This is a genomic window from Maribellus luteus (genome assembly GCF_003576475.1).
Taxonomy (GTDB): domain Bacteria; phylum Bacteroidota; class Bacteroidia; order Bacteroidales; family Prolixibacteraceae; genus Draconibacterium; species Draconibacterium luteum.
The window spans coordinates 26,833-47,108 of record NZ_QWGR01000021.1; the positions used below are offsets into that span (position 1 = coordinate 26,833).

The 20,276-nt window shown below is 44.0% G+C and carries 15 protein-coding genes and 1 other RNA gene; 5 read left to right on the forward strand and 11 right to left on the reverse strand.

What is annotated here, in order from left to right; translation table 11 throughout:
• Positions 1–9: 9 nt before the first annotated feature.
• On the reverse strand, positions 10–1,845 hold the full coding sequence (locus tag D1614_RS21925; protein WP_119440144.1) for a BamA/OMP85 family outer membrane protein: 1,836 nt from the start codon (positions 1,843–1,845) through the stop codon (positions 10–12).
• A gap of 524 nt (positions 1,846–2,369) precedes the next feature.
• On the opposite strand from D1614_RS21925, the gene D1614_RS21935 reads away from it, so the two are divergent.
• From D1614_RS21935 to D1614_RS21945, 3 genes are all read left to right on the forward strand, one after another.
• On the forward strand, positions 2,370–3,788 hold the full coding sequence (locus D1614_RS21935; protein WP_119440146.1) for a sulfatase family protein: 1,419 nt from the start codon (positions 2,370–2,372) through the stop codon (positions 3,786–3,788).
• Between the two features lie 185 nt (positions 3,789–3,973).
• Positions 3,974–4,927: a sensor histidine kinase gene (locus D1614_RS21940; protein ID WP_119440147.1), complete on the forward strand. Its 954-nt coding sequence runs from the start codon at positions 3,974–3,976 to the stop codon at positions 4,925–4,927.
• Positions 4,924–5,565: a response regulator transcription factor gene (locus D1614_RS21945; RefSeq protein ID WP_175579296.1), complete on the forward strand. Its 642-nt coding sequence runs from the start codon at positions 4,924–4,926 to the stop codon at positions 5,563–5,565. Before D1614_RS21940 ends, D1614_RS21945 begins: the two co-directional genes overlap by 4 nt.
• Positions 5,566–5,845: 280 nt before the next feature.
• On the opposite strand, the gene D1614_RS21950 is transcribed toward D1614_RS21945, so the two are convergent.
• The 9 genes from D1614_RS21950 to rnpB all read right to left on the reverse strand — a co-directional run bounded on the left by D1614_RS21950 (position 5,846) and on the right by rnpB (position 15,020).
• Positions 5,846–8,290 carry a DUF5686 and carboxypeptidase-like regulatory domain-containing protein gene (locus D1614_RS21950; RefSeq protein WP_119440148.1) on the reverse strand — a complete coding sequence of 815 codons (2,445 nt, stop codon included), beginning with the start codon at positions 8,288–8,290 and terminating at the stop codon, positions 5,846–5,848.
• 5 nt (positions 8,291–8,295) lie between these two features.
• Positions 8,296–8,898: a CDP-alcohol phosphatidyltransferase family protein gene (locus tag D1614_RS21955; RefSeq protein ID WP_119440149.1), complete on the reverse strand. Its 603-nt coding sequence runs from the start codon at positions 8,896–8,898 to the stop codon at positions 8,296–8,298.
• A 141-nt stretch (positions 8,899–9,039) separates the two neighbouring features.
• Positions 9,040–10,137, reverse strand: coding sequence for an SDR family oxidoreductase (locus tag D1614_RS21960; protein ID WP_119440150.1), 1,098 nt, complete (start codon positions 10,135–10,137; stop codon positions 9,040–9,042).
• 59 nt (positions 10,138–10,196) lie between these two features.
• Positions 10,197–10,871 carry a phosphatidate cytidylyltransferase gene (locus tag D1614_RS21965; RefSeq protein WP_119440151.1) on the reverse strand — a complete coding sequence of 225 codons (675 nt, stop codon included), beginning with the start codon at positions 10,869–10,871 and terminating at the stop codon, positions 10,197–10,199.
• Between the two features lie 19 nt (positions 10,872–10,890).
• The gene (locus D1614_RS21970) at positions 10,891–11,619 is read right to left on the reverse strand and encodes a phosphatidate cytidylyltransferase (protein ID WP_119440152.1); all 729 of its coding nucleotides are present in this window, start codon (positions 11,617–11,619) and stop codon (positions 10,891–10,893) included.
• Between the two features lie 15 nt (positions 11,620–11,634).
• Positions 11,635–12,441, reverse strand: coding sequence for a sulfite exporter TauE/SafE family protein (locus D1614_RS21975; protein ID WP_119440153.1), 807 nt, complete (start codon positions 12,439–12,441; stop codon positions 11,635–11,637).
• Between the two features lie 13 nt (positions 12,442–12,454).
• Positions 12,455–13,009, reverse strand: coding sequence for a DUF6134 family protein (locus D1614_RS21980; RefSeq protein WP_119440154.1), 555 nt, complete (start codon positions 13,007–13,009; stop codon positions 12,455–12,457).
• Between the two features lie 626 nt (positions 13,010–13,635).
• A complete protein-coding gene (locus tag D1614_RS21985) occupies positions 13,636–14,535 on the reverse strand; it encodes a helix-turn-helix domain-containing protein (protein WP_147384342.1) in 900 nt (299 codons plus the stop codon).
• A gap of 71 nt (positions 14,536–14,606) precedes the next feature.
• Positions 14,607–15,020: RNase P RNA component class A (gene rnpB / locus D1614_RS21990), an RNA gene on the reverse strand.
• Between the two features lie 139 nt (positions 15,021–15,159).
• Here rnpB and D1614_RS21995 point away from each other — a divergent pair.
• Positions 15,160–17,493 carry a DUF2339 domain-containing protein gene (locus D1614_RS21995; protein ID WP_119440155.1) on the forward strand — a complete coding sequence of 778 codons (2,334 nt, stop codon included), beginning with the start codon at positions 15,160–15,162 and terminating at the stop codon, positions 17,491–17,493.
• Positions 17,494–17,869: 376 nt separating this feature from the next.
• Here D1614_RS21995 and D1614_RS22000 read toward each other — a convergent pair whose 3' ends face one another.
• Positions 17,870–18,907 carry a Smr/MutS family protein gene (locus D1614_RS22000; RefSeq protein WP_119440156.1) on the reverse strand — a complete coding sequence of 346 codons (1,038 nt, stop codon included), beginning with the start codon at positions 18,905–18,907 and terminating at the stop codon, positions 17,870–17,872.
• 118 nt (positions 18,908–19,025) lie between these two features.
• Between D1614_RS22000 and D1614_RS22005 the strand changes: the two genes are divergently transcribed.
• Entirely contained in the window at positions 19,026–20,255 is a 1,230-nt protein-coding gene (locus D1614_RS22005; RefSeq protein ID WP_175579297.1) for an S-adenosylmethionine:tRNA ribosyltransferase-isomerase, read from the forward strand.
• Positions 20,256–20,276 lie beyond the last annotated feature (21 nt).

Consider the following 20,276-nt stretch of genomic DNA (forward strand, 5'->3'; position numbering starts at 1 on the left):
CATTTCATACTAAAAAGCCTGTCCTACACTCAAAAAAAACTGGGCACTTCTCTTTTCATTCCAAAGTGGTACGCCCACATCAAAACGCACGGGCCCGATGGGTGTTTCAATGCGCAAACCACCACCAACGGCATAAGCCAATTCATTCAGCCGGTAATGAAATGCTTTTTCCCACACATTGCCGCTTTCAAAAAAAGCCACACCATTCACCCGTCTAAACAGCGGATACCTCAACTCGATGTTGGCTTCGAGAATGCTTTTTCCTCCCATCGGAGTGCCACTTTCGCGTTTCGGCCCCAACTCCGAACGGCTCCACCCCCTGATGGAATTGCTTCCACCCGAGTAGAAACGGTCTTCAACCGGGATAAAACCACTGGCATCCGACGAGTAAATCCCGCCTTCCATCAGACGAAGCGCCAGCACGCAGTCGCCTATTTTCTGGTAAGTACGGAAATCACTCCACAAACGAACGTAGCTAAAATCGCCACCAAACACGTAGCCGTTCAACTTTACTCCCAGCGAAATATTTACCCCCTGTTCCGGAGAGAATTTGGGTTTTGCAGTTGAATAAACAGAACTATATTGAATCCCGGATTTATTGTAAAGATATTCCTCATCCTCCGGATCAGGAACTTCGGTATCTCCCGCTTCAATGCGCTGCTCCACTTTTTCATAATAATATGTCAGCGTAGAGTTCAGGCTATTATCAAATTCATAAGTCAATGGCAGGTTTATACCATAGGTGCGGGTTTCGTACCCCGGCTCTGAATTGATGCCCAGAAAGGGATTGATCGAAATAGACCCTTTCTTGTTAAAAAGCTTTGGCTGGGTCCACTTAAAACTGAAATAGTAAGGTTCCAGCGCCGAATGTTTGGCGTAAATATTAATACGCCGCGCCGTACCCAAAAATCCGAGGTAGGTAAAGTCGGCAAAAGTCCTGAACTTATCTTCCGTTCCGTACCCCACCCCAAACTTGGTGTTTACCCGCGGAGCTTCCTCCACATACAAAGTCACCGGAATCGGATTTTTTAAGGTCGCATATTCTTTTTGCGGAAGTACCGACACAATTCTGAAAAGCCGCAGATGGTACAAATCCTCCCGCGTTTTATCCAGCACCGATTTGTCGTACCGGTCGCCTTCTTTGTAAATAACCTGTTTCTCAATAAATTTTGCTGAAATCTTCTTATTCCCTACAAGCCTGGTTTCGCCAAGCACGCAAACCGGCCCCGGAGAAACCACGTAGGTGATGGACGTTGAATGCCGGTCGGTTTTTAATCCCAGTTCGTAATCAACCTGGGCATAAGCATAGCCCAAATCCAGAAAAATGTTGCGGACAACCGAAAGATCTTCCTTTAGAGACTCGTCCCTAAAACGTTCCCCTTCCAGCAACTTCAGCTCCTTCATTTTCGCCTTTGCAAGAGAATCGTTGTTGAAAGACACGCCAGGACCACTGAACCGGAACAAAACGGAATCGATCGTATAAGGTTCGCCTTCTTCTATCACAAACAGAAGGTGCACTGTTTTCTTCTGGTCGTTGACTTTGGGCGGATCGAGTTTAATTTTCACATCCACAAAACCTTCTCCCTGGAAAACTTTCCGGAGTCGCTCCATTTCAATCTCCATCAGATCGCGGTTAAAAAGAGTTGGTTCGTCTTTGGAAAAAACCTTGTCGAGGTACGACACCTCATCGGTCGCCATTTTATCCATCAAATAGCTTTTCTCCAGGGTTTTATTTCCGACAAAATCAATCCGCCTGATCTCATAATTTTCCTGTGCCTGCAACCTGGAGGCAAACACTTGCAACGCCAACATCCATAAAAATATGTAGTATCCGTTTTTTACCATAGATCAAATATCGATACAAAAAAGCCTGTTCCTGCAGAACTTGAACAGATCGACTTATTTTTCGCAGTAGATTAATTTTCCGATCAGTTTAAAAATCAGAGATCGTTGATTTCTCCAAATTTCGTGCTAAAAAGGAAGAAAATCAATCCGCGGCCTGTCTTTACCCGAACTAAGTTAAGAGATTACTTTTTGAATGCAACCGGGAATGCCACCAAGTCAGTTTTAAAACTAAAACAAACGGGCTACTCACCCGAAACATATATAGTACCACGTGCACAGGCACTTTAAAATCATAATTCTGTCATATTCAACAAAAAGCAAACAAAAAGTTACATTAAGCTTTGTTTATTAGATGACAAAAGTCTTGCCTCCGATAAAAGAAATCCCGTTTCTTTGCGGCAACTTTGTTGCTTTCATCAACAAAAGAGCTTAAACCAAAGCGCCCAAAAGCTGTCGAATGAAAACCCCTGACACCTGCGTAGAAAGCTGAAACAAAAAAATAAATCACTATAAAACTAAAATTCATGCGTGTAAAAATTAAACTCTTCACTTTAATTGTTGCCACCTTTTTTACCCCCTTCATCAACGCACAGGAAATAACAAAACCCAACATCATTCATATTATTGCCGACGATGTGGGTTATGACGACCTGGGCTGTTTTGGTGCGAAAGACATCAATACTCCGAATCTCGACCAGCTGGCAACAGACGGGATGAAGTTTACCAATTTCTATACTCCGCATGGCACCTGCACCCCGTCGCGGGCTTCTGCCTTAACCGGCCGTTACGCATCGAGGGTAAACAACGGTACCGGTTTGTATGTGCTTTTTCCGCACTCCACCACCGGGCTCGAGGACGAACTGGAAGTTTCGATCACCGAATTGCTGAAGGAACAAGGCTACACCACCGGCTTGTACGGGAAGTGGCACCTGGGACATCTGCCTCAGTACCTGCCCTGTGTTCATGGCTTTGACGAATTTCTGGGCATTCCCTACCCCAACGACCACGGCCCGGAACGTATCGGGAACTCAGGATGGCGGCCCAACGGCATCAGCGATCCGCAAATTCCGCTGATTGAACAGGCCCAGGTTATCCAACGATGCGACAACAACGATTTGGCCGAACTGCCGGCGCTTTTTACCCGCGAAGCCTGCAAGTTTATCTACCGCTCAGTACAGGATAAAAAGCCTTTCTACCTGCAGTATGCCAACATCGAAACCCATACTCCGTATTTTGTTCCGAGAGGTTTTGAAGGGCAAAGCAAAGCCGGAGCCTATGGCGACGCCGTGGAATACCTCGACCGCTCGGTGGGTATTATTCTGAATACCTTGAAAAGACTGAAAATTGAAGACAATACCATCATTGTTTTTACGTCGGATAACGGGCCACTGGTGCACCGCGACGAAGAGCTGGAGAACTGTTACGGCAAATGCGGTTTTACCGATGAAAGCCGCGAACACCTGCTGCGCGAAGGCAAATACCAGGAACGTTTTGACGGCGGTATCCGTGTTTCGTGCATCATGAAATGGCCGGGAAATATTCCTGCTTCAACCCAATGTGACGAGATGATTACAGGGATGGATCTTTTTACCACTTTCGCCGACCTTGCGGGAGCCCAAATCCCTACCGACCGGGTAATTGACGGAAAAGACATTCAGCCTTTAATGAAAAACGAAAAAGGTGCCAAATCTCCGCACAAAGCAGTGTATGGTTTTACTGCCACAGGGCGCTTAATGAGTGTCCGATATAAAAACTGGAAACTCATTCTTCCGGGAAAACACTGGACAGGTAATTTTGAAACTCCGCAACTGTACGACCTCAACAACGACCAGGGAGAAGAAACCAACGTAGCAGATGCACACCCAAAAGTGGTTCAGGAAATGACGAAGCTGGCAGACAACGCTGCTGCCGCCATGAAAAACCACCAACCATTGGATCAATAATCTGAGTGAAGATAATTCAGAAAAAAGATACTTTCAGAATCAAGCTCCGGAGAAATTCGGGGCTTTTCTGTTTTAATAAGGCCGCATCAACGCTTCGTTGAAGAATTGCAGTGCCCCGGCGGCTAAAGTTACCGCAACTTCCGAGTGCCAAACGGGCAAAAAAGCTACCTTTACCAAAAAACCAAATGTTGCTCAAGATCGCCTTGCTGCTCTCGATGCTTATTCAGCTGGGAGCGGCGATTACGGCAGTCAGTTTGATTCGCCGTACGCGTTTTAACGTTTCGTGGATCCTGATTTCGGCAGGATTTGTACTAATGGCGCTGCGCCGCCTGTTTGAATTTTCCGCTCTTTTCTGGGAAACGCAGTTGGTTTCGAAAGTCGAAGTAGAAAGCTGGATTGGTGTTATGATCTCCATCCTCATGCTGGCCGGCGTTATCTTTATCCGGCAGATTTTCAACTTACAGGACCGGATTGAGCTGCTTCGGAAAGAAAACGAATCGCGCTTGCTAAAAGCGGTTATCCAGGGGGAAGAGCAAGCCCGGCAGTCGATTGCCCGCGATTTACACGACGGACTCGGGCCGGTTCTTTCGTCGATAAAAATGACGGTAAGCGCCATTGATACCGACACAATGGATCATTCGAACCAAAAAATGGTGGAACTTACCTGCAAAGCCACCGACGAAGCCATCGTGGCATTAAAAGAAATATCCAATCACCTGAGCCCGCATCTTTTAAAAAATCATGGTTTGACAAAGGCACTCGAAGCCATTGCCGGTCAAATGCTGGCCAACTCAAGCATCGATTTTAAGCTGAGCGGCAACATTGATTCCAGGCGTTTTCATTACGACATTGAAACGGGCCTGTTCCGGGTGATATGCGAACTCCTGAACAACACCCTCAAACACGCCCGGCCTCAAACCATTTCGGTGGATATTTCAGAAGAAGGAGAACACCTGAAAATGGCATATTCCGACGATGGAGCCGGGTTTGAAATGAAAGACGAACCCAACTCGCTGCGCGGGAAAGGAATGGGTTTCGAAAATATTCGTTCGCGCATAAAATCAATGAACGGATTCTATTACCTCGAATCAGAACCCGGAAAAGGCATGAGCATCAACATTCAAATCCCCTTAAAATGAAGAAAATAAACATATACGTGGTGGACGACCACTCGCTTTTTCGCGAAGGATTGAAATTCCTGCTTTCGCGGCTCGATTTCGCCAACGAAATTTACGAAGCAGAGAATGGAGCTGATTTTTTAAGAGGCTTAAAAGAAAAGAAAGTGGATGTTGCTCTGCTGGATATTGAAATGCCGGGAATGAACGGAACCGAAGCTGCCCGGAAAGCACTCGAAATTCAACCAGAAATAAAAATAATCGCCGTGTCGATGTATTCCGACGAAAGCTACTATTCTGCCATGATTGAAGCCGGCGCAAACGGTTTTCTGCTCAAAAACTCGAATTTTACGGAAGTAAAAAAAGCCATTACGGACGTACTGGAAGGCCGAAATTATTTCTCGATGGAGATCCTTCAGTCGATTGTAAACCGGATGAATGACAAATTGCCGGGGAAAACCGATTATGAGTTAACCGAACGTGAAACCGAGGTATTGAGCCAGATCTGCAAAGGTTGTTCCAACCAGGAAATTGCCGACATTCTATCCATCAGCAAAAGAACGGTTGACAAGCACCGCGAGAATTTGCTGTTAAAAACACAATCGAAAAATACGGCCAACCTGGTTGTTTTTGCCATAAAAAACGGCTTTTACGAAATTTGATTCTTCGCGGCAGAACGACCTCAATAAAGAAAATTCTTGAAGTTGACTATCCCCGTGGCAGAGCCAAGGAGTATTACGCCAACTTCATTTCAGCTAAATCGCTGAAAACCGAATTTTCTTTATTTCACCCCTCTGTCAGCCATAAAGGCTGACATCTCCCCTCAATGAGGGAGAAAAAGCGGAACCCCATGGCATAGCCAAGGGGAATTTATTAGATTCAAAAGAAAACTGCAACCAAAAGCAGGTTTTGCTCCGGGTTGCAGATGTATCTTTCACCGATCTAGAAACTCATTTCAGTCCGAAAGAATATGCCGTTTTTGTCGGTGAAACGGGCATTGCGGTATGTACCGCCCAAATGTCTTACATATTCCACGCGAAGCACTTTAAACACATTGGTTACCCCAAAACCGATTTCGGCATAAGGCACGTTTTTGCTGTTGTCGTAAAAACCAGGCAAATCAAAAATCGGTTTGTATCCTTTGGTCAGGTTCCCGTAATGGGCCTTTATCGAAACAATTTCACGCAATTTGAACGACCGGATCACCGGTATCTTGTTCAAAATAAAACCACCACCGTTTAAATGAGCATGCAGGTTGGTGTACGCATTGTGGGCAAACGATGCATGATGCAGCAGGTTAAAGCGGTACTTCGCAAATCCGAGCGACATAGACCCCACCGGCTGATCGAGCAGATCGTAAGGTGCATCGCCAAACAGGTAGCCGCCGTTCAGCATGTAATTCACAAAAAGTTGCCCCAAGAGCAAACGCCCCGAAATCGATCCGTGCAAATGCGAATAATACCCCAGGTCATTTCTGTTAACGCCCGGAATGGTGGTTGTACCCACATCCCAGCTTAAGTTGATCACCGGCACCGGGTTGATGTAATACACACGGTCGAAGAAAAACTTGTCGTAATGCTGACGAAAAGCCAGACGCAAATCAAACAAAACCCCGTAGTTTGTGTACTTCGGGTGCGACATACCGTCTCTTACAAAACTTACATACGGCGTACTCTTGTTCCAGAGAATATAAGGAGAAGCTTCCAGATGCACGTCTTTTTCACCATTATAATCCACCCGAAATTCCACATATTGCTCCTCTTTCAGGAAGGGATTTTTCTCGCGTGTAGTAAAGGATGCAATAAAGTTGGCATTTCCTTTATTGTTGGGATTATTCTTTACGAAACGCAAGAACTTGTCCTGCGAAATCAGGTTGTAATCGTTGTAATACCTGAAACGCAACAAAAATTTATCGGTAGCGCCGGGTTGGTAGATCAAGTTTCCTCCGTACTTAAACTCTTTACTGGTGGATCCGTATCCGAGGAACCCACCCACCGAAAAGCGTTTAAACATCTGTTCGCTGGTTCGCAGGGGCACTGTCAGTCGTGTTCCCTCAATGCGGTTGGTCGTATAAATATCAAACACCGGCCCCACATCCAGTTTTCCGGCATTGTAGAAACTGGTAAGCGCCATTCCTCCCACCTTATCGATCCCTTTTACCACCTTCTGCTCTTTCAGCTTATTTACAGTAAAATAGGTTTCCTCTCCCAGGTGTTCAACTGAAAATTCGGGCTGGTTTTTCCAGTCACCTGGTTTTATTGTGCTTAACCTGTCGGCATTGGAGTATTGCGTGGTTTTATTGATCAGCCAGTTTCCACTGGCAATCTGGTCCATACGTTTCGAACTGTAGGAAGCCGAATCCTTGTTCAGGCGGATCGACAGATTGATGCCAATGTTCTGCGCATCGAAAAAGTAACCTCCGTCGGGCAATGTTTTATACGTCACGGTACCTCTGAATCCGTTTACAAAATTCAGGTTGGCCTTGCCCGAAATATAAGCTTCAATACTTTTTAATGCGAATGTTTCACTATCCACCAAAAAACTCCCCGAGAACAAGGGGTTAAGCGGGTTCTTGGGAGAATAGGTCATGTGGTAGTACGTGTGGTCGCCTTCGTATACACTGTCGTTAAAGTAGATGTTGTAGTACATCCAGGCCGAGCCGGCAATGGGCGAAATAAAACCGCGGTCGAGAATACGAATTTGCTCTTTGTAAAAATCGAGGTCCACCACCACATTGTCGAGAAGCAAACTTTCGATGGCCGGGTTTAAACGCGGAAATATGCCGTCTTTTTTGCTGTAAACCACATTCATGGAATCGGCTGAAACCTGCTCGGCTTCTTCGAGCAGGTAAATCGGCGAGAACCGCAGACTCTGCCCTTCCATTTCCATGGTCACCTCCTCCATGTTATCGAAAAACCGATTGATTCTTGCTGTGGTATCTACCGCAATGTAAACCGTAGTGTTTTCGAGCTGTTTGTAATCGCGCACCTGCTCCAGCTTTTCGCGATTTTCCTTCTTGTGTTTCTGAATAAGGTTGAACACCACCCGGGCAAACGGAATATCAGACTTGATGGTAACCTCTTCAATTTTCTGAACCTCCTTTTTTAATTCGACCTTGAGTTGTTCATTCTTGCCATTCAACACAAATTCCTGCTGAACATAGCCCACCGAAGAAACGGCCAACGTGTCTCCCTGTGTTTTTTTCAACACAAAATAGCCGTCAACGTTTGACTGAGTCCCCTGCATGGTCCCTTTTATCCAGATATTGGCGAACGGGATGGCTTCTTTTGTATCCACGTCCTGCACAATTCCGTTAACCTCCTGAGCGCTACCCAACCAACTTACCACAACCAGAAGTGCGGCAGTTGTAAATATCCTCCTCAACATTTCGGTTAATTTATTGGCTGCCTTTTCTCACTCTGAATGATCCAGTACAATCCTTTTACTCCAATCCGGATATCATCGAGCCGAAGCAGTACAAAAATCTTTTCGATGTAAGCGATCACTCCCCAGCCTACTGCCAGGTAGTACATCCAGGTATAAAACCCAAAAACAAAGAGTACAAAAAAGAATATACTTTGAACGTATCCGGCCGAAACAGCCGAGTATAAATGCAAGCCCGGTATTTTACCAAAGCGGTAAAACGAAACAATGTAACTGAGCACAAAAACCGTCAGGAATAAGTACAATATCCAGGCATGCGGCTCAATTTCGGTCCATTTAAAAACAAACAAACCAAGCAATGCCATGGCATAGGTACATATGTCTGCCAGATTGTCAAGTGCTGCGCCAAAATTGGTCTGCAACTTAAACAAGCGGGCAATATTTCCATCCAGCACATCGCTCACCAGGCTAATACACAAGAAAATTACATAGTAGTTTTCCTGGCCGGTAAGCGCAAAATAAAATATCAGGGGAAAGGCCAGCAGTCGGTACAGACTGATAAAATTGGGCACATTCAATATTTTTTCCCCTCTTACTGTAATCTGTTTCATTTGTCTATAATTGTTTATTCATCAATGTTCCCGGCACTTTTACCGGGTGTTGTATAAGAAAACATGCAACCCACACCGGGAAATAATTCCGGTACCGGTTACACGAATTATGTTCTGCTAATTTCTGTTTTTCTTTTCTTCTTAACTGGCAATCCGGGCTTTTTTATCCGACGACTTGTCCAAAAAATATTCCAACATGGCCCGGATGGATGCTTCACTCGCCTCGTTCTCTTCCACCTGCATCACTTCGTCCAGTTTTGTGGTGTCGAAATTCATATCAACATTTGTATAACTATTGGTGAACGACATGCCAATGGAAACAATCCGCTCATACGAATCCATCTCCGAAACCTCCAAATCGGGTTGAGGAATAAGCGTAATCGGAAGCAATTCACTCAGACAACTTAATATGAGACTATTCCGAATGCCTGCTTTGGCAACCACATTCAAAATCACAGGGAGGTCTGGTGTTTTCACAATCTGCATCAGGTAAGTTACCACGGTATCAATCGGAATCAGGTTCTGCGTAGTCTCCGGGTTAACCTTTACACGTAGTTTCCGGTAAGGGTGCCGGTTGGCCAGGCTTTGAATCCTGCGGGCAAAATCAAAAATCCCGTAATCGGTTTTGGTTACTCCGGTTTTGTTGTTTCCAACTACTTGTGATAAACGTAAAATATGTCCATTCAATCCCTCCTCTTCTATTTGTTTTCTGATCAGGTTTTCGGCAAAACGCTTTGATTGCTCGTAATAATTGCGGAACATGGAAATATCGGCGTTGTCGTAGAATTTCTCTTCAAACCTTCCATCCATTGTTCCGCACGAATAAGCGGTACTGATAAAGAAAAAGCGTGAACCTTTTGATGCGAACTCCGAAAATACCTTCATGGAATTCTGCACTCCGTCCAGGTTGGTCTGAAAGATTTCATCCTTAGCTTTGAAATCGTATTTCAAACTCGCCGCAAAATGAAAATAATCCACATCGCCCTGAAAAATCTGGCGCAGCTGCCCTTCCGGAATGGAGAAATTTCCATCAACCAGTGAATAGTCATACACTTTCAGGTTGTCGGATTTAATTTCCTCCCCTTCGTTCAAATCGGTAAGCATGTTGCTCATTCTCTCTTCCGACGGGAGTTTTCCCGTCCTTACCAAGGCAATGATTCTGAAATCCTCCAAGAGTAGCTCCTTGATAAAGTTGGCTGCTACATAGCCGTTTGCTCCGTTAATAACAATCGTTTTCATGTTTCTTGTTTTCTTCTAGAGGTAGTTCTACTACCGTATATATCGTTTTTACTTTTCTGTTAAAGAAATAAAACCAAAATCACTACTGCGCTAAGCGGGATGGTCAGGTTATCAGACCCGCGCCAGCTAATAAGCTCGCCAACCGTGGTTGCCACAGCCACCGAAATCGCCAGCAGAAATGTTTTCATATCGAACACATGCCGGTGAAAGTACAGTGCGATCAAACTGATTACGAAACTGGTAACCAGAAAACTCCCCGACCCTAACCATGTTTTGTTGAATTTGTGCCCAAATAATACGATGCGACCGTTGTAGTTTTTAATATTGATCCCCAGAATGGCCGCAATTGGGTCGCAAATGGCCAGAATCAGCATGGGCAAAATGTAAATGAACTTATTGTCAAGCAGGTTTGCTATTAAAAAGGTAACATAAATTGAGAGGGGAAGCAAGTAACTGCCTATAGATTTTCGCTCAATATCGTGAATTGATTTTAATTGTTTGCTATGCTGTGTTATGAAAAGCGCCAGGAAAAATAAAATAGCCAGTACCAAAACATACCAGTGCGACGGAATTATGTATGGGAAGGGGACCACTGCCAAAGTTGCCATAAAATGAGCAAATTTACGGGTAAACTCTCCTTTCAGATTTAGTCTCCTGTAGTTTAATTCGTTAAATGCCAGCAGCAATACGATCCCGACCAGATACACAAATGATAAAACAACAATATTTCCCATTTCTATCTATAAAATACTTTCAAAAACTAAAAAGCTGCACATACAGCGCTACCCAGGCTCCACCGGCAATCAGGCTGTCGAAACGATCGAGCAGCCCGCCGTGTCCCGGAATCAGTTTACTATAATCTTTAACTCCAAATTTTCGTTTGTAAAACGAAGCCGACAAATCTCCGGCAAAGGCAAAAGCAATTACGCCTACCGCCAAAACGAGCGCACTCACGGTACTTCCGGCGTATAAATCTTTTAACAGGAAGCTGCTTCCCAAAGCCACAAAGGTTCCGCCCACAAGTCCACCCACTGTTTTTTTCGGGCTTATTTCGGGGAACAATTTCTTTCGCCCCCACAACTGTCCGGTAATCTGGCTAAAGCTGTCGAAGATGGAAAGCACCAAAAATGAAAACAGGATCAATCCTTTGTCGAATCCGCTAAACGAAAAGAACCCGATTGATAAAACCACAAAAAACACTACCGAAAACAAGAAGAAGCGTTTGTTCCGGAATCCGCTGTTACGATACAGGCTAGTCAGCTCGAGCAAGCCACCCGCAATAATAAATACTGCGATAAAGTGAAACGCAAGCGAGTTGATGGTAATACTGAAAAACAGTGCGTTGATGATGAGAAAGTAAACGCCAAACTTGGTATAACTTTCCCGGGCAACCGCGGGTTCTTTTTTCCGGTTGATGAAATAAAACGCTATTCCACCTAACAGGAAATAAATAAGAATGATATAGTAAATCGTTTGAATCATCTTCTTTTTATAAAATTATTTCTTTAACCCGGTGATCATCAAAACGCCAATAATCACCATTGCCGCCGCATAAATGTAGCGGGCTTTGTTCTCCGACTTGTCTGTTTTTATTTTAGCCAAAAGATTAGGCCCCAGCAACGACCCGATAACCGAGCCGCCGGTTAAAAAAAGTACCAGTGTAAAATCGATCTGCCCCACCAGAAAATGGGCGCCAATGGCAAAAACCGTATTGGCCAGAACCACCAGCAACGATGTTCCGATCACCAGCTTTAACGGAATCTGCATCGAAAAAAGACCCGCTATCACCGGGGCTGTTCCGCTGGTACCAAAGGTTCCGGTAATAATTCCGGCAAACAAACCAAAAAACGAACCTTTGGCCTTGTTCTTTATTCCCGACGGCATGGAAGATGCTTCCATGCTCTGCTCCGGTTCGTTTTTTCGCATCGTTCCATAGGCAATATGAGCGGCAATCAACACCGAATAGATTCCGAAACTTACCCGCAACTGTCCCGGACTGATCAGGCTTGTAATCCCTGCTCCGACAAAGGCACCTGCAATTCCGGCCAAGGCAAAAACCAACCCGGTTCTGAAATCGATGTTTGATTTCCGGGAATGGCCAACCGTTCCGACAATAGCAATCGGCAGAGTGGCAACCAATGAGGTAATTACCGCGGTTTGCATCGGAACTCCGATCAGAATCGTAAGCAGCGGAAGAAAAATAAATCCGCCCCCGCCCCCCAGCATGGTTCCAAACAATCCTACCACAAAGCCAATAAGTGGCAACAGGTAGTAAACAGGTTCTATGTCAGAATATACAATCATATCAGCTCAAAGTCTACAACACTCTTTTAAGGTAAACGGTGGCCAGCGGGTGTTTTAACTCCGCTTCCTGAAGTATTCCATCCTTGTAACTATACTCGTGTGCTTTCCGGTTTTTTTCGTCGCTTATCCTATAAGTATGCTTATCCACTTTTTCAATTTTCTGCACCTCGCCGCTGCGCTCTTTAAACACTTGCGAAATTCCGGCAGGTTCGTTAAAATAAAGCAGGCTCCCGCTAAAGGTAATGTTCTCGTGTACCAGGGTCGAATCGCCATCTTTTACCAGCACATATGAATCTCCGCTTTTCTCGAGCTTAGTATCCGAATTCACCTTTCCGTTTTTTAATGTCTGTACATGGAAATTGGCCAGGCTTCCTTGTTTGTAGGTGCTGTTTTGAACAAATTTCACACGGTACGGAACAAGCAACTTCACTTCCACGTCGGTAACAGCCTGTATGTCCAGATTTCCGTTTTCACTCCTTTGCTTTACCGTGAAATCGCCGATATTCATCCCCAGAACCCATATATTATACCGGGCATTTTGCTCCTCCTGCGCGAACAAGGAATTCATAAAAAATACGACAAATATAAGGCCGGTCAAATATCTCATATTACAGTATTAATGCAACTTCTTATACAATTTCCGAAAACGACAAGTACAAATGCCAGCAGTAGACTTAGCACTTTATACCATTGGAGACATATCCGCCCTTTGCTTTTCTGATCATTCCCCCGCTTATCATCCTGTATTACTGTATGCAAACAGATCACATCTACTCAATTGTTTATGGCTTTCTCTCCGTGCAATCCTCAGTCAAATTACGTTTCGAATGCTTCTCTAAATCAACAGTGAAGCAACTACCTGGTTCATTTGGCGAACATTGCTGCTTTATCTCCGTCTTTCAAAATTACGACATATTATCCAATTCAACATAAAGTAATTAGTAACATGATCTGCAATATGTTACACTTCCACTTTTATGTGAAACATTTTATATGTTGATATTCTATTTAAAAATTTGGCTGAACTGGCTTCGTTGTCAATACTTACTCCAACAAATAACGCGGCTTTGTTTTATAAAAACGGCTCAAAATAACCAAGTCTGCACCTTCGTTTTCTGTTAATCATAAAAGCTACAAATGTCAATATTCTTTCTTCGTCTCAGAATAGACTATCTTCGGGAAAGCATGTCTGAACTACGGATTACACGAAAGCAATCCACGACTGTATTCGGTGGGATTTGTATTGGTTAGCCGCTTAAAAAACTTACTAAAAGCAAACTGATCACTAAAATTCAACTGTTCTGAAACGGCCGCAACTTTCAGATTATCATTTACAAGCAGCACTTTTGCCTCGCAAACCAATGCCATATTAATCAGTTCGCGCCCGGTAAAACCGGTTACTTTCTTCAGACTCTCTGATAAATGTTTTGAAGTTACCCGCAGGCGCTGGGCATAAAAGCTAAGATTATGCTGTTGCCGGAAGTGCACATGCAACAAACGAATAAATTCAACCGTCAGTTTTTCGCGCCGCGAATCGGAGCCGTTTTTCAGCGGCAGATTCTCGCTGATTTGCTTGGCCATCATATAAGAAACTGACACCAGGAGCGTGTGAAGCAGATCGATGGTAAAAACAAAACCTGTATGGTGTTGCCGGTCCTCCATAATCCGGACAATTTCCCAGATATCGTTAAACTCATTTTCAGAAAAAGACAACTGCAAAGCAGGCGAAGTAGCAAAATACTGGATCATATCCAGTTTGTTGAAACGCACGGGTACGCGGTGCTGAAAATCGTTCCCCATGGCTATCATCAGCATTTCGGCATCTGGCGACACCTCCAACAACTCAACAACCACCAGGCGGTTTAACAGCAACATATCGCAAGCTGAAATCACATGTTTTTCTTGTCGGTACCTCACGGTAAGACGTCCTTGCTTAAGCAGCAACAAGGCACTAAACGCCGGAACAAAGGGCTGATTCATTACAAAGGTCTTTCGAACTCCCTCTGTTTTCAGAATTTCAATATCACTGTTATCCTTCTTTTCTGTCATAGCAATCAGGTGGATAAAAATGCTAAAATCATTTGCCTTCTCCAAACCCGTTTTCTGAATTTGAAAAGCCGGGCAATTTCTGAAATTTATTTTTTTCAGGGAAATATAAAAAAGAAAAAAATGGCAGGCCTGTAAGCCGGGTCCTGTCAATCCCGGTCACCCGGGAAAGCTTTATCATTTATCTAGCCCAGGTATCACTACCAGGGTCCTGCAGCCTACCCCTTCCGGTTCCTTTGTGCGTTAGGAACAAAACGGGCCGTTCTGCTGTACCGCAACAGCGGACAACCGGAATATACATGGCTTTGCAACCCGTGAGACATACGGCTGATGATGTTGCCACCACCACCGGTGTGCTTTTACCACACCTTTTCACCCGTTCCCTGTCCCGATAGCTATCGGGACAAGGTGGTTATTTTCTGTTATGTTGCTATCCCCTTTCAAAGATCTTCCCGCTAAGAAGCACGGTGCCCTGCGTTGCCCGGACTTTCCTCCCTGACAGTAAACGTCAGAGCGATAAAGCGGCCTGCCGCTGCAAAAGTAATCAATAAGTTTTTGATCTGACGTTAATTTTGTAAATTGATTGACACACTACTGTTCTGATTATACCGTTTAGCTTGAAAACGGGAACTGTTGTTTAAACCAAAAGTCTAATCCAGAGAACCATTCCTCATGAATGTATCAAAATCGGAGAAGCAGGAACTCCTCCAAAAGTTAAACGAATTACTAAAAAAACAATCGGATTTTCAGCAAGAGATAAATGCGCTGCAACGTCATATTGTCCGCTTGCAGGTGGAAGAGCCCGAGCCTGCTGCTGAAGAAACCAGGGAGTTCACGCACCATGAACAAACACTTGCACAAAAAACGGCAACAACTAAAGAGCAAGCCCGGTACACAGAACATTACGTAAAAAAGGAAAGTAAAAAAGTCCCAAATTTTTGGGAACAAAGTGGCATTACCTCCGAATTCGAGCAGTTTGTTGGCACCAACCTCATCAACAAAATAGGAATGATCGTGGTAATCATCGGTGTTGGGATCGGTGCAAAATATGCCATCGACAACAACCTGATTTCGCCTTTAATGCGCATCCTTCTGGGTTACCTGGTTGGCGGAATTCTGGCGTTTTTTGCTGTTCGGTTAAAAGAAAATTACTTCAATTTCAGTGCTGTTCTTTTTAGCGGTGCCATGGCCATTTTTTACTTTATAAGCTATGCCGCTTACACCTATTACAGCCTGTTTCCGTATGTGGTAGCCTTTCTGCTCATGGTTTTATTTACGGTCTTTACGGTGGCACTTGCCCTGTACTACGACCGCCAGGTAATCGCCCACTTTGGCCTGGCCGGCGCCTACATTGTTCCCTTTATTCTATACAGTCCGGTTTCGAGCGCACTTGTTCTTTTTACCTACATGGCAATTATCAACCTGGGCATTCTGTTTATTTCCACTAAAAAGCAATGGAAGCCGCTCAACTACATTGCTTTTCTGGCCACCTGGGGCATTTTTATTTCCTGGTTTGCATCAAAAGATTACGACAACCAACTGGGAACAGCCCTCGTTTTTGCGTCCCTGTTTTTTGCTATCTTCTACCTGGTATTTCTGTCTTACAAACTCATTCTGAAAGAAAAACTGGCGATCGACGACATCGTTTTTCTAATACTGAATTCAGCCATATTCTATACCATTGGCATGGTGGCACTCGACATGAATGACCTTAGCCAAACGTACGGAGGACTTTTTACGTTCATCAATGCCCTTGTGCACGGAAGCACGGCCTTTCTTGTTTACCGTTCCGAAAAAAAAGAACTTTTTTACTGGACAATCGGGCTGGTTATTTTACTGATCACCATCGCTATCGGCATTCAGTTTGAATCCCATCTCATAACCATTCTTTGGGCGGGCGAAGCGGCTTTCCTGTTTTGGTTGGGGCGCAGTCAGAAAATTCCATTGTTCGACTATATTTCAGCCTCCCTGATGGTACTGACTTTCTTCGCGCTTACGGTAAACTGGTTTTCGGTGTCGTACAATTTTTACCCTCAAACAATCAACGAGGTATTTACACCGCTTCTTAATCTCACATTTTTGACATCGCTGGCAGTTGCTGCATCATATGCTTTTGTATATTATACCAATACCCAATGGTCGCCTGAAGAAGGCAAAATGAAGAGTTGGCTGGAGGTGTTTAACATCTTATTCGGAGGTCTTTTTTTGCTCACCATTTTTATCACTTTTTACAATCAAATAGATCTATACTGGAACAACCGACAAATTTATGCAACCTACGAGTTGAACGAAAACGGAACCTGGACAAAAGCCTACGAAAACACCAACAAAGATATTTTCACTTTCAAAACCATTTGGATGATGAATTACTCCGTGCTGTTCTTTTCGGCCCTGGCATTTGTCAACCATAAACGTATCAGGAACATGGTGCTGAATGGCTTTATTCTGGTGATGGGCTTTTTGCTTATGGTGGTGTTGCTTTCAGGCGGCTTATCTTCACTGGGCTCTCTTCGCGAAAGCTACCTGTCAACCGATTTAGCTGGTAATTACAATGTAACTATTTATTACCTGCTGATCAGGTACGTGTTTTATCTGTTTCTGGCTTTGCTTTTTTACGCACTCTACCGGTTTTCACTCGTACAAATTAACCAGAAAAATATTGTGAATACTTTTGAGGTAGTGCTGAGTATCACGCTGATCGTTATTTGCAGCAGCGAATTGATCCACTGGCTGAATTTGTCCGATTCGGCCAATGTCTACAACTACGGACTCAGTATTTTGTGGGGAATCCTCTCCTTTTTGCTAATCGTTTACGGGATATGGAAAAAAAAGAAACACCTGCGCCTGACCTCGATTATTCTATTTGGCGTAACCATCATCAAATTGTTTGTTTACGACCTATCTAATTTGGCGACCGTTCCCAAAACCATTGTGTTTGTTTCGGTTGGCGCCCTGCTGCTGGTGGTTTCTTTTCTTTACAACAAGTACCGGAAGATTATTTTCTGAAGAAGCAAAACATGATTTTCTGGCGACATTCACAGAAATAAAATGTTTTTAATTCTCAGATAACGACTCTCTTCTGTTTCTGCCGGGACAGCTCCTCCTTCTCCCTATGCTACTTTTCATACACATAATTAAGTCTGAAATAAGCAAAAAAAATAAGAAATAAAGAATAAGGAATAACGAACTGTCGAAAACAGAATAAAAGAGTCCATATTTCCTGATTTTTTATTCCTTATTTCATGTTTCTTATTTAAAACCGTTTCTGTTCTTTTTCAAATCCCAATGAAAAAAAGATGTCTACAGCGCAGCTGCAAACAGGGAAGGATAAGAGGCTGGGTATAAATTACGATCGAAACTATTTTTCAGAAAAAGTAGTGCATCACCGTCTCAAAATCACCATGGTAGCGCCATAGCCATATTCCTTGAACGAAGCATCCTGGTAGTAATACTTTTTGAATTTACGGTTAAGTACATTGGCCACTTCCTGTTTTAAAACGCCCTGTCCTACCCCGTGAATAAACACAATGCGTTTGACACGATCGCGAATGGCGTTGTTCATTTCCGACTCCACTTTTTCAAGCTGAATTTCCAGAATCTCGCGGTTACTCAATCCTTCGGGTTGATCCAGCAGTTCGTTGATGTGCAAATCAAAAACCACTTCATCCGATGGTTTCTTCTTCTGAACTTTCACCGGTGTTTCTGCTGCCGATTTTTCTTTCACCAACTGTTTGAAATCATCTTCAGTAATGGCGTCCAGGCTATCTTTTAACGGATTAGCGGTAATCTTCAACACCATGGCCGGCCGTTTAAAATACGAACCTGGCTGAAAAGTAGAAGCCTTGTAAAACCTCACCGGGTTTACTTTAAAACGTTTGGTTACCGGCGGAAACCACTCATTTCCGTCATCCTTGAAATACAAAACCTGAAACCCGAAATCCGGCAGGCTGCTCAAATCTTCCTGGGTCAGCGAATCAATCTTCAGTCTTGAATTTGATTTCACATTTCCCGTCTCCACCGTCTTTACATCGCTTTCAGTTAAATACGAGTAGGTAAACAGAATTTTATAGTTGCTATCGTTAATCAGAAAAACTTCTATTTCTCCGGCCAACGGATTTTTAGCATCCTTCGGAACAAAACAAAAGTAAAAATCAGGGGCATCTTTCCCGTTAATCACCTCGCCTTCCGGCTCAATGTATTCCGGTTCAGTCATCTTTGTTTCAACAACAGGAGCAGCTTGCGGAACCGTACCTTTTGCATTTAATTCGGGCGCACTTACATTTACCAGTTGCGAAATCGGATATGGCACTTCAAAACCATCGTCGCCTTCCACGTTCACCATACTCTTGCTGATGAACCCGGTTACAACACCGCCACCCACGTCGTTCAGAAATTTTACTCTGTCTCCTACTTTAATCATGTTACATTGTTTTGTACAAAGGTAAACTTTCTGCCTGCACTTTTGCGATTTTGGATTTCAAAGTAAGAACAGCACTACCAAAGAAAATATTACTTTTGCACCGCAAATAACAATTGGTTTGACTTCATACAAAGACATAAAGATCAGTGATTTCACCTATGAGTTGCCCGATGAACGGATTGCCAAATACCCGTTAAAGGAGCGCGATAAGTCGAAATTACTTACCTGGAAAGACGGCAAAACAGGAGAAGACATCTTCGAAAACTGCTCCAGCTATCTTCCTGACAATGCGCAACTTGTATTTAACAATACCCGCGTAATTCACGCCCGTTTGTTCTTTTATAAAGAAACCGGTGCCAAGATTGAGATCTTTTGCCTGGAGCCGGTTGAACCCGGAGATCACCAACTCGCTTTTCAGCAAACCGAGGAAGTAACCTGGAAATGCATGGTGGGAAATTCAAAAAAATGGAAAGAAGGATTTCTGACGCATACCTTTGAACTGGACGGTAAAACAATCAACCTGACCGCTGCAAAAGTTGCACAGGAAGAAAACACCTTTCACATCCGGTTTATCTGGAACGGCGGAATTCATTTTTCCGAGATCATTGGACACATCGGGCAACTGCCGATTCCGCCTTATTTGAAACGCGAGACGGAAGAGTCGGACGAAGAAACCTACCAAACCGTTTATGCCAAAATAGATGGTTCAGTAGCTGCGCCAACTGCCGGCCTGCACTTTACGAATAGTGTTTTTGAAGGCCTACGAAAAAAGAATATCCAAACCCGCGAAGTAACCCTGCATGTGGGAGCCGGTACTTTTCAGCCCGTAAAATCGGAAACCATTGACGGGCACACCATGCACCACGAACAGGTTGAAATCCCGATCGATATTTTGCGGTCTTTTCTGGAAGACCCGCGCAACATTATTGCAGTGGGAACCACGTCGGTACGCTCGGTCGAAAGTTTGTACTGGATCGGTCTGCAACTGGAAGAAAAGCGCTTTGATCCTTTTCATCCGGAGGTAAAACAATGGGAACCTTACCAAAACGAGGCCAGCATCAGCATTGAAAAAGCACTGCAAAACATTATCTATTTTCTGGCCGAAAACAACGAAAAGGCGATTCGCTTTTCCACACAGATCATCATTCTTCCGGGGTACAATTTTAAGTTGATCAGTGGCATGTTCACCAATTTCCACCAGCCACAAAGCACGCTGCTTTTGCTGATCAGTGCTTTTTTAGGCGACGACTGGAAAAAGGTGTACGAATACGCGCTGGCAAACAATTTTCGTTTTTTGAGTTACGGCGATAGTAACCTTTATTTGAAAAGCAATCACCGACAGATATAAAAAAAACGGCAGGAAATCCCG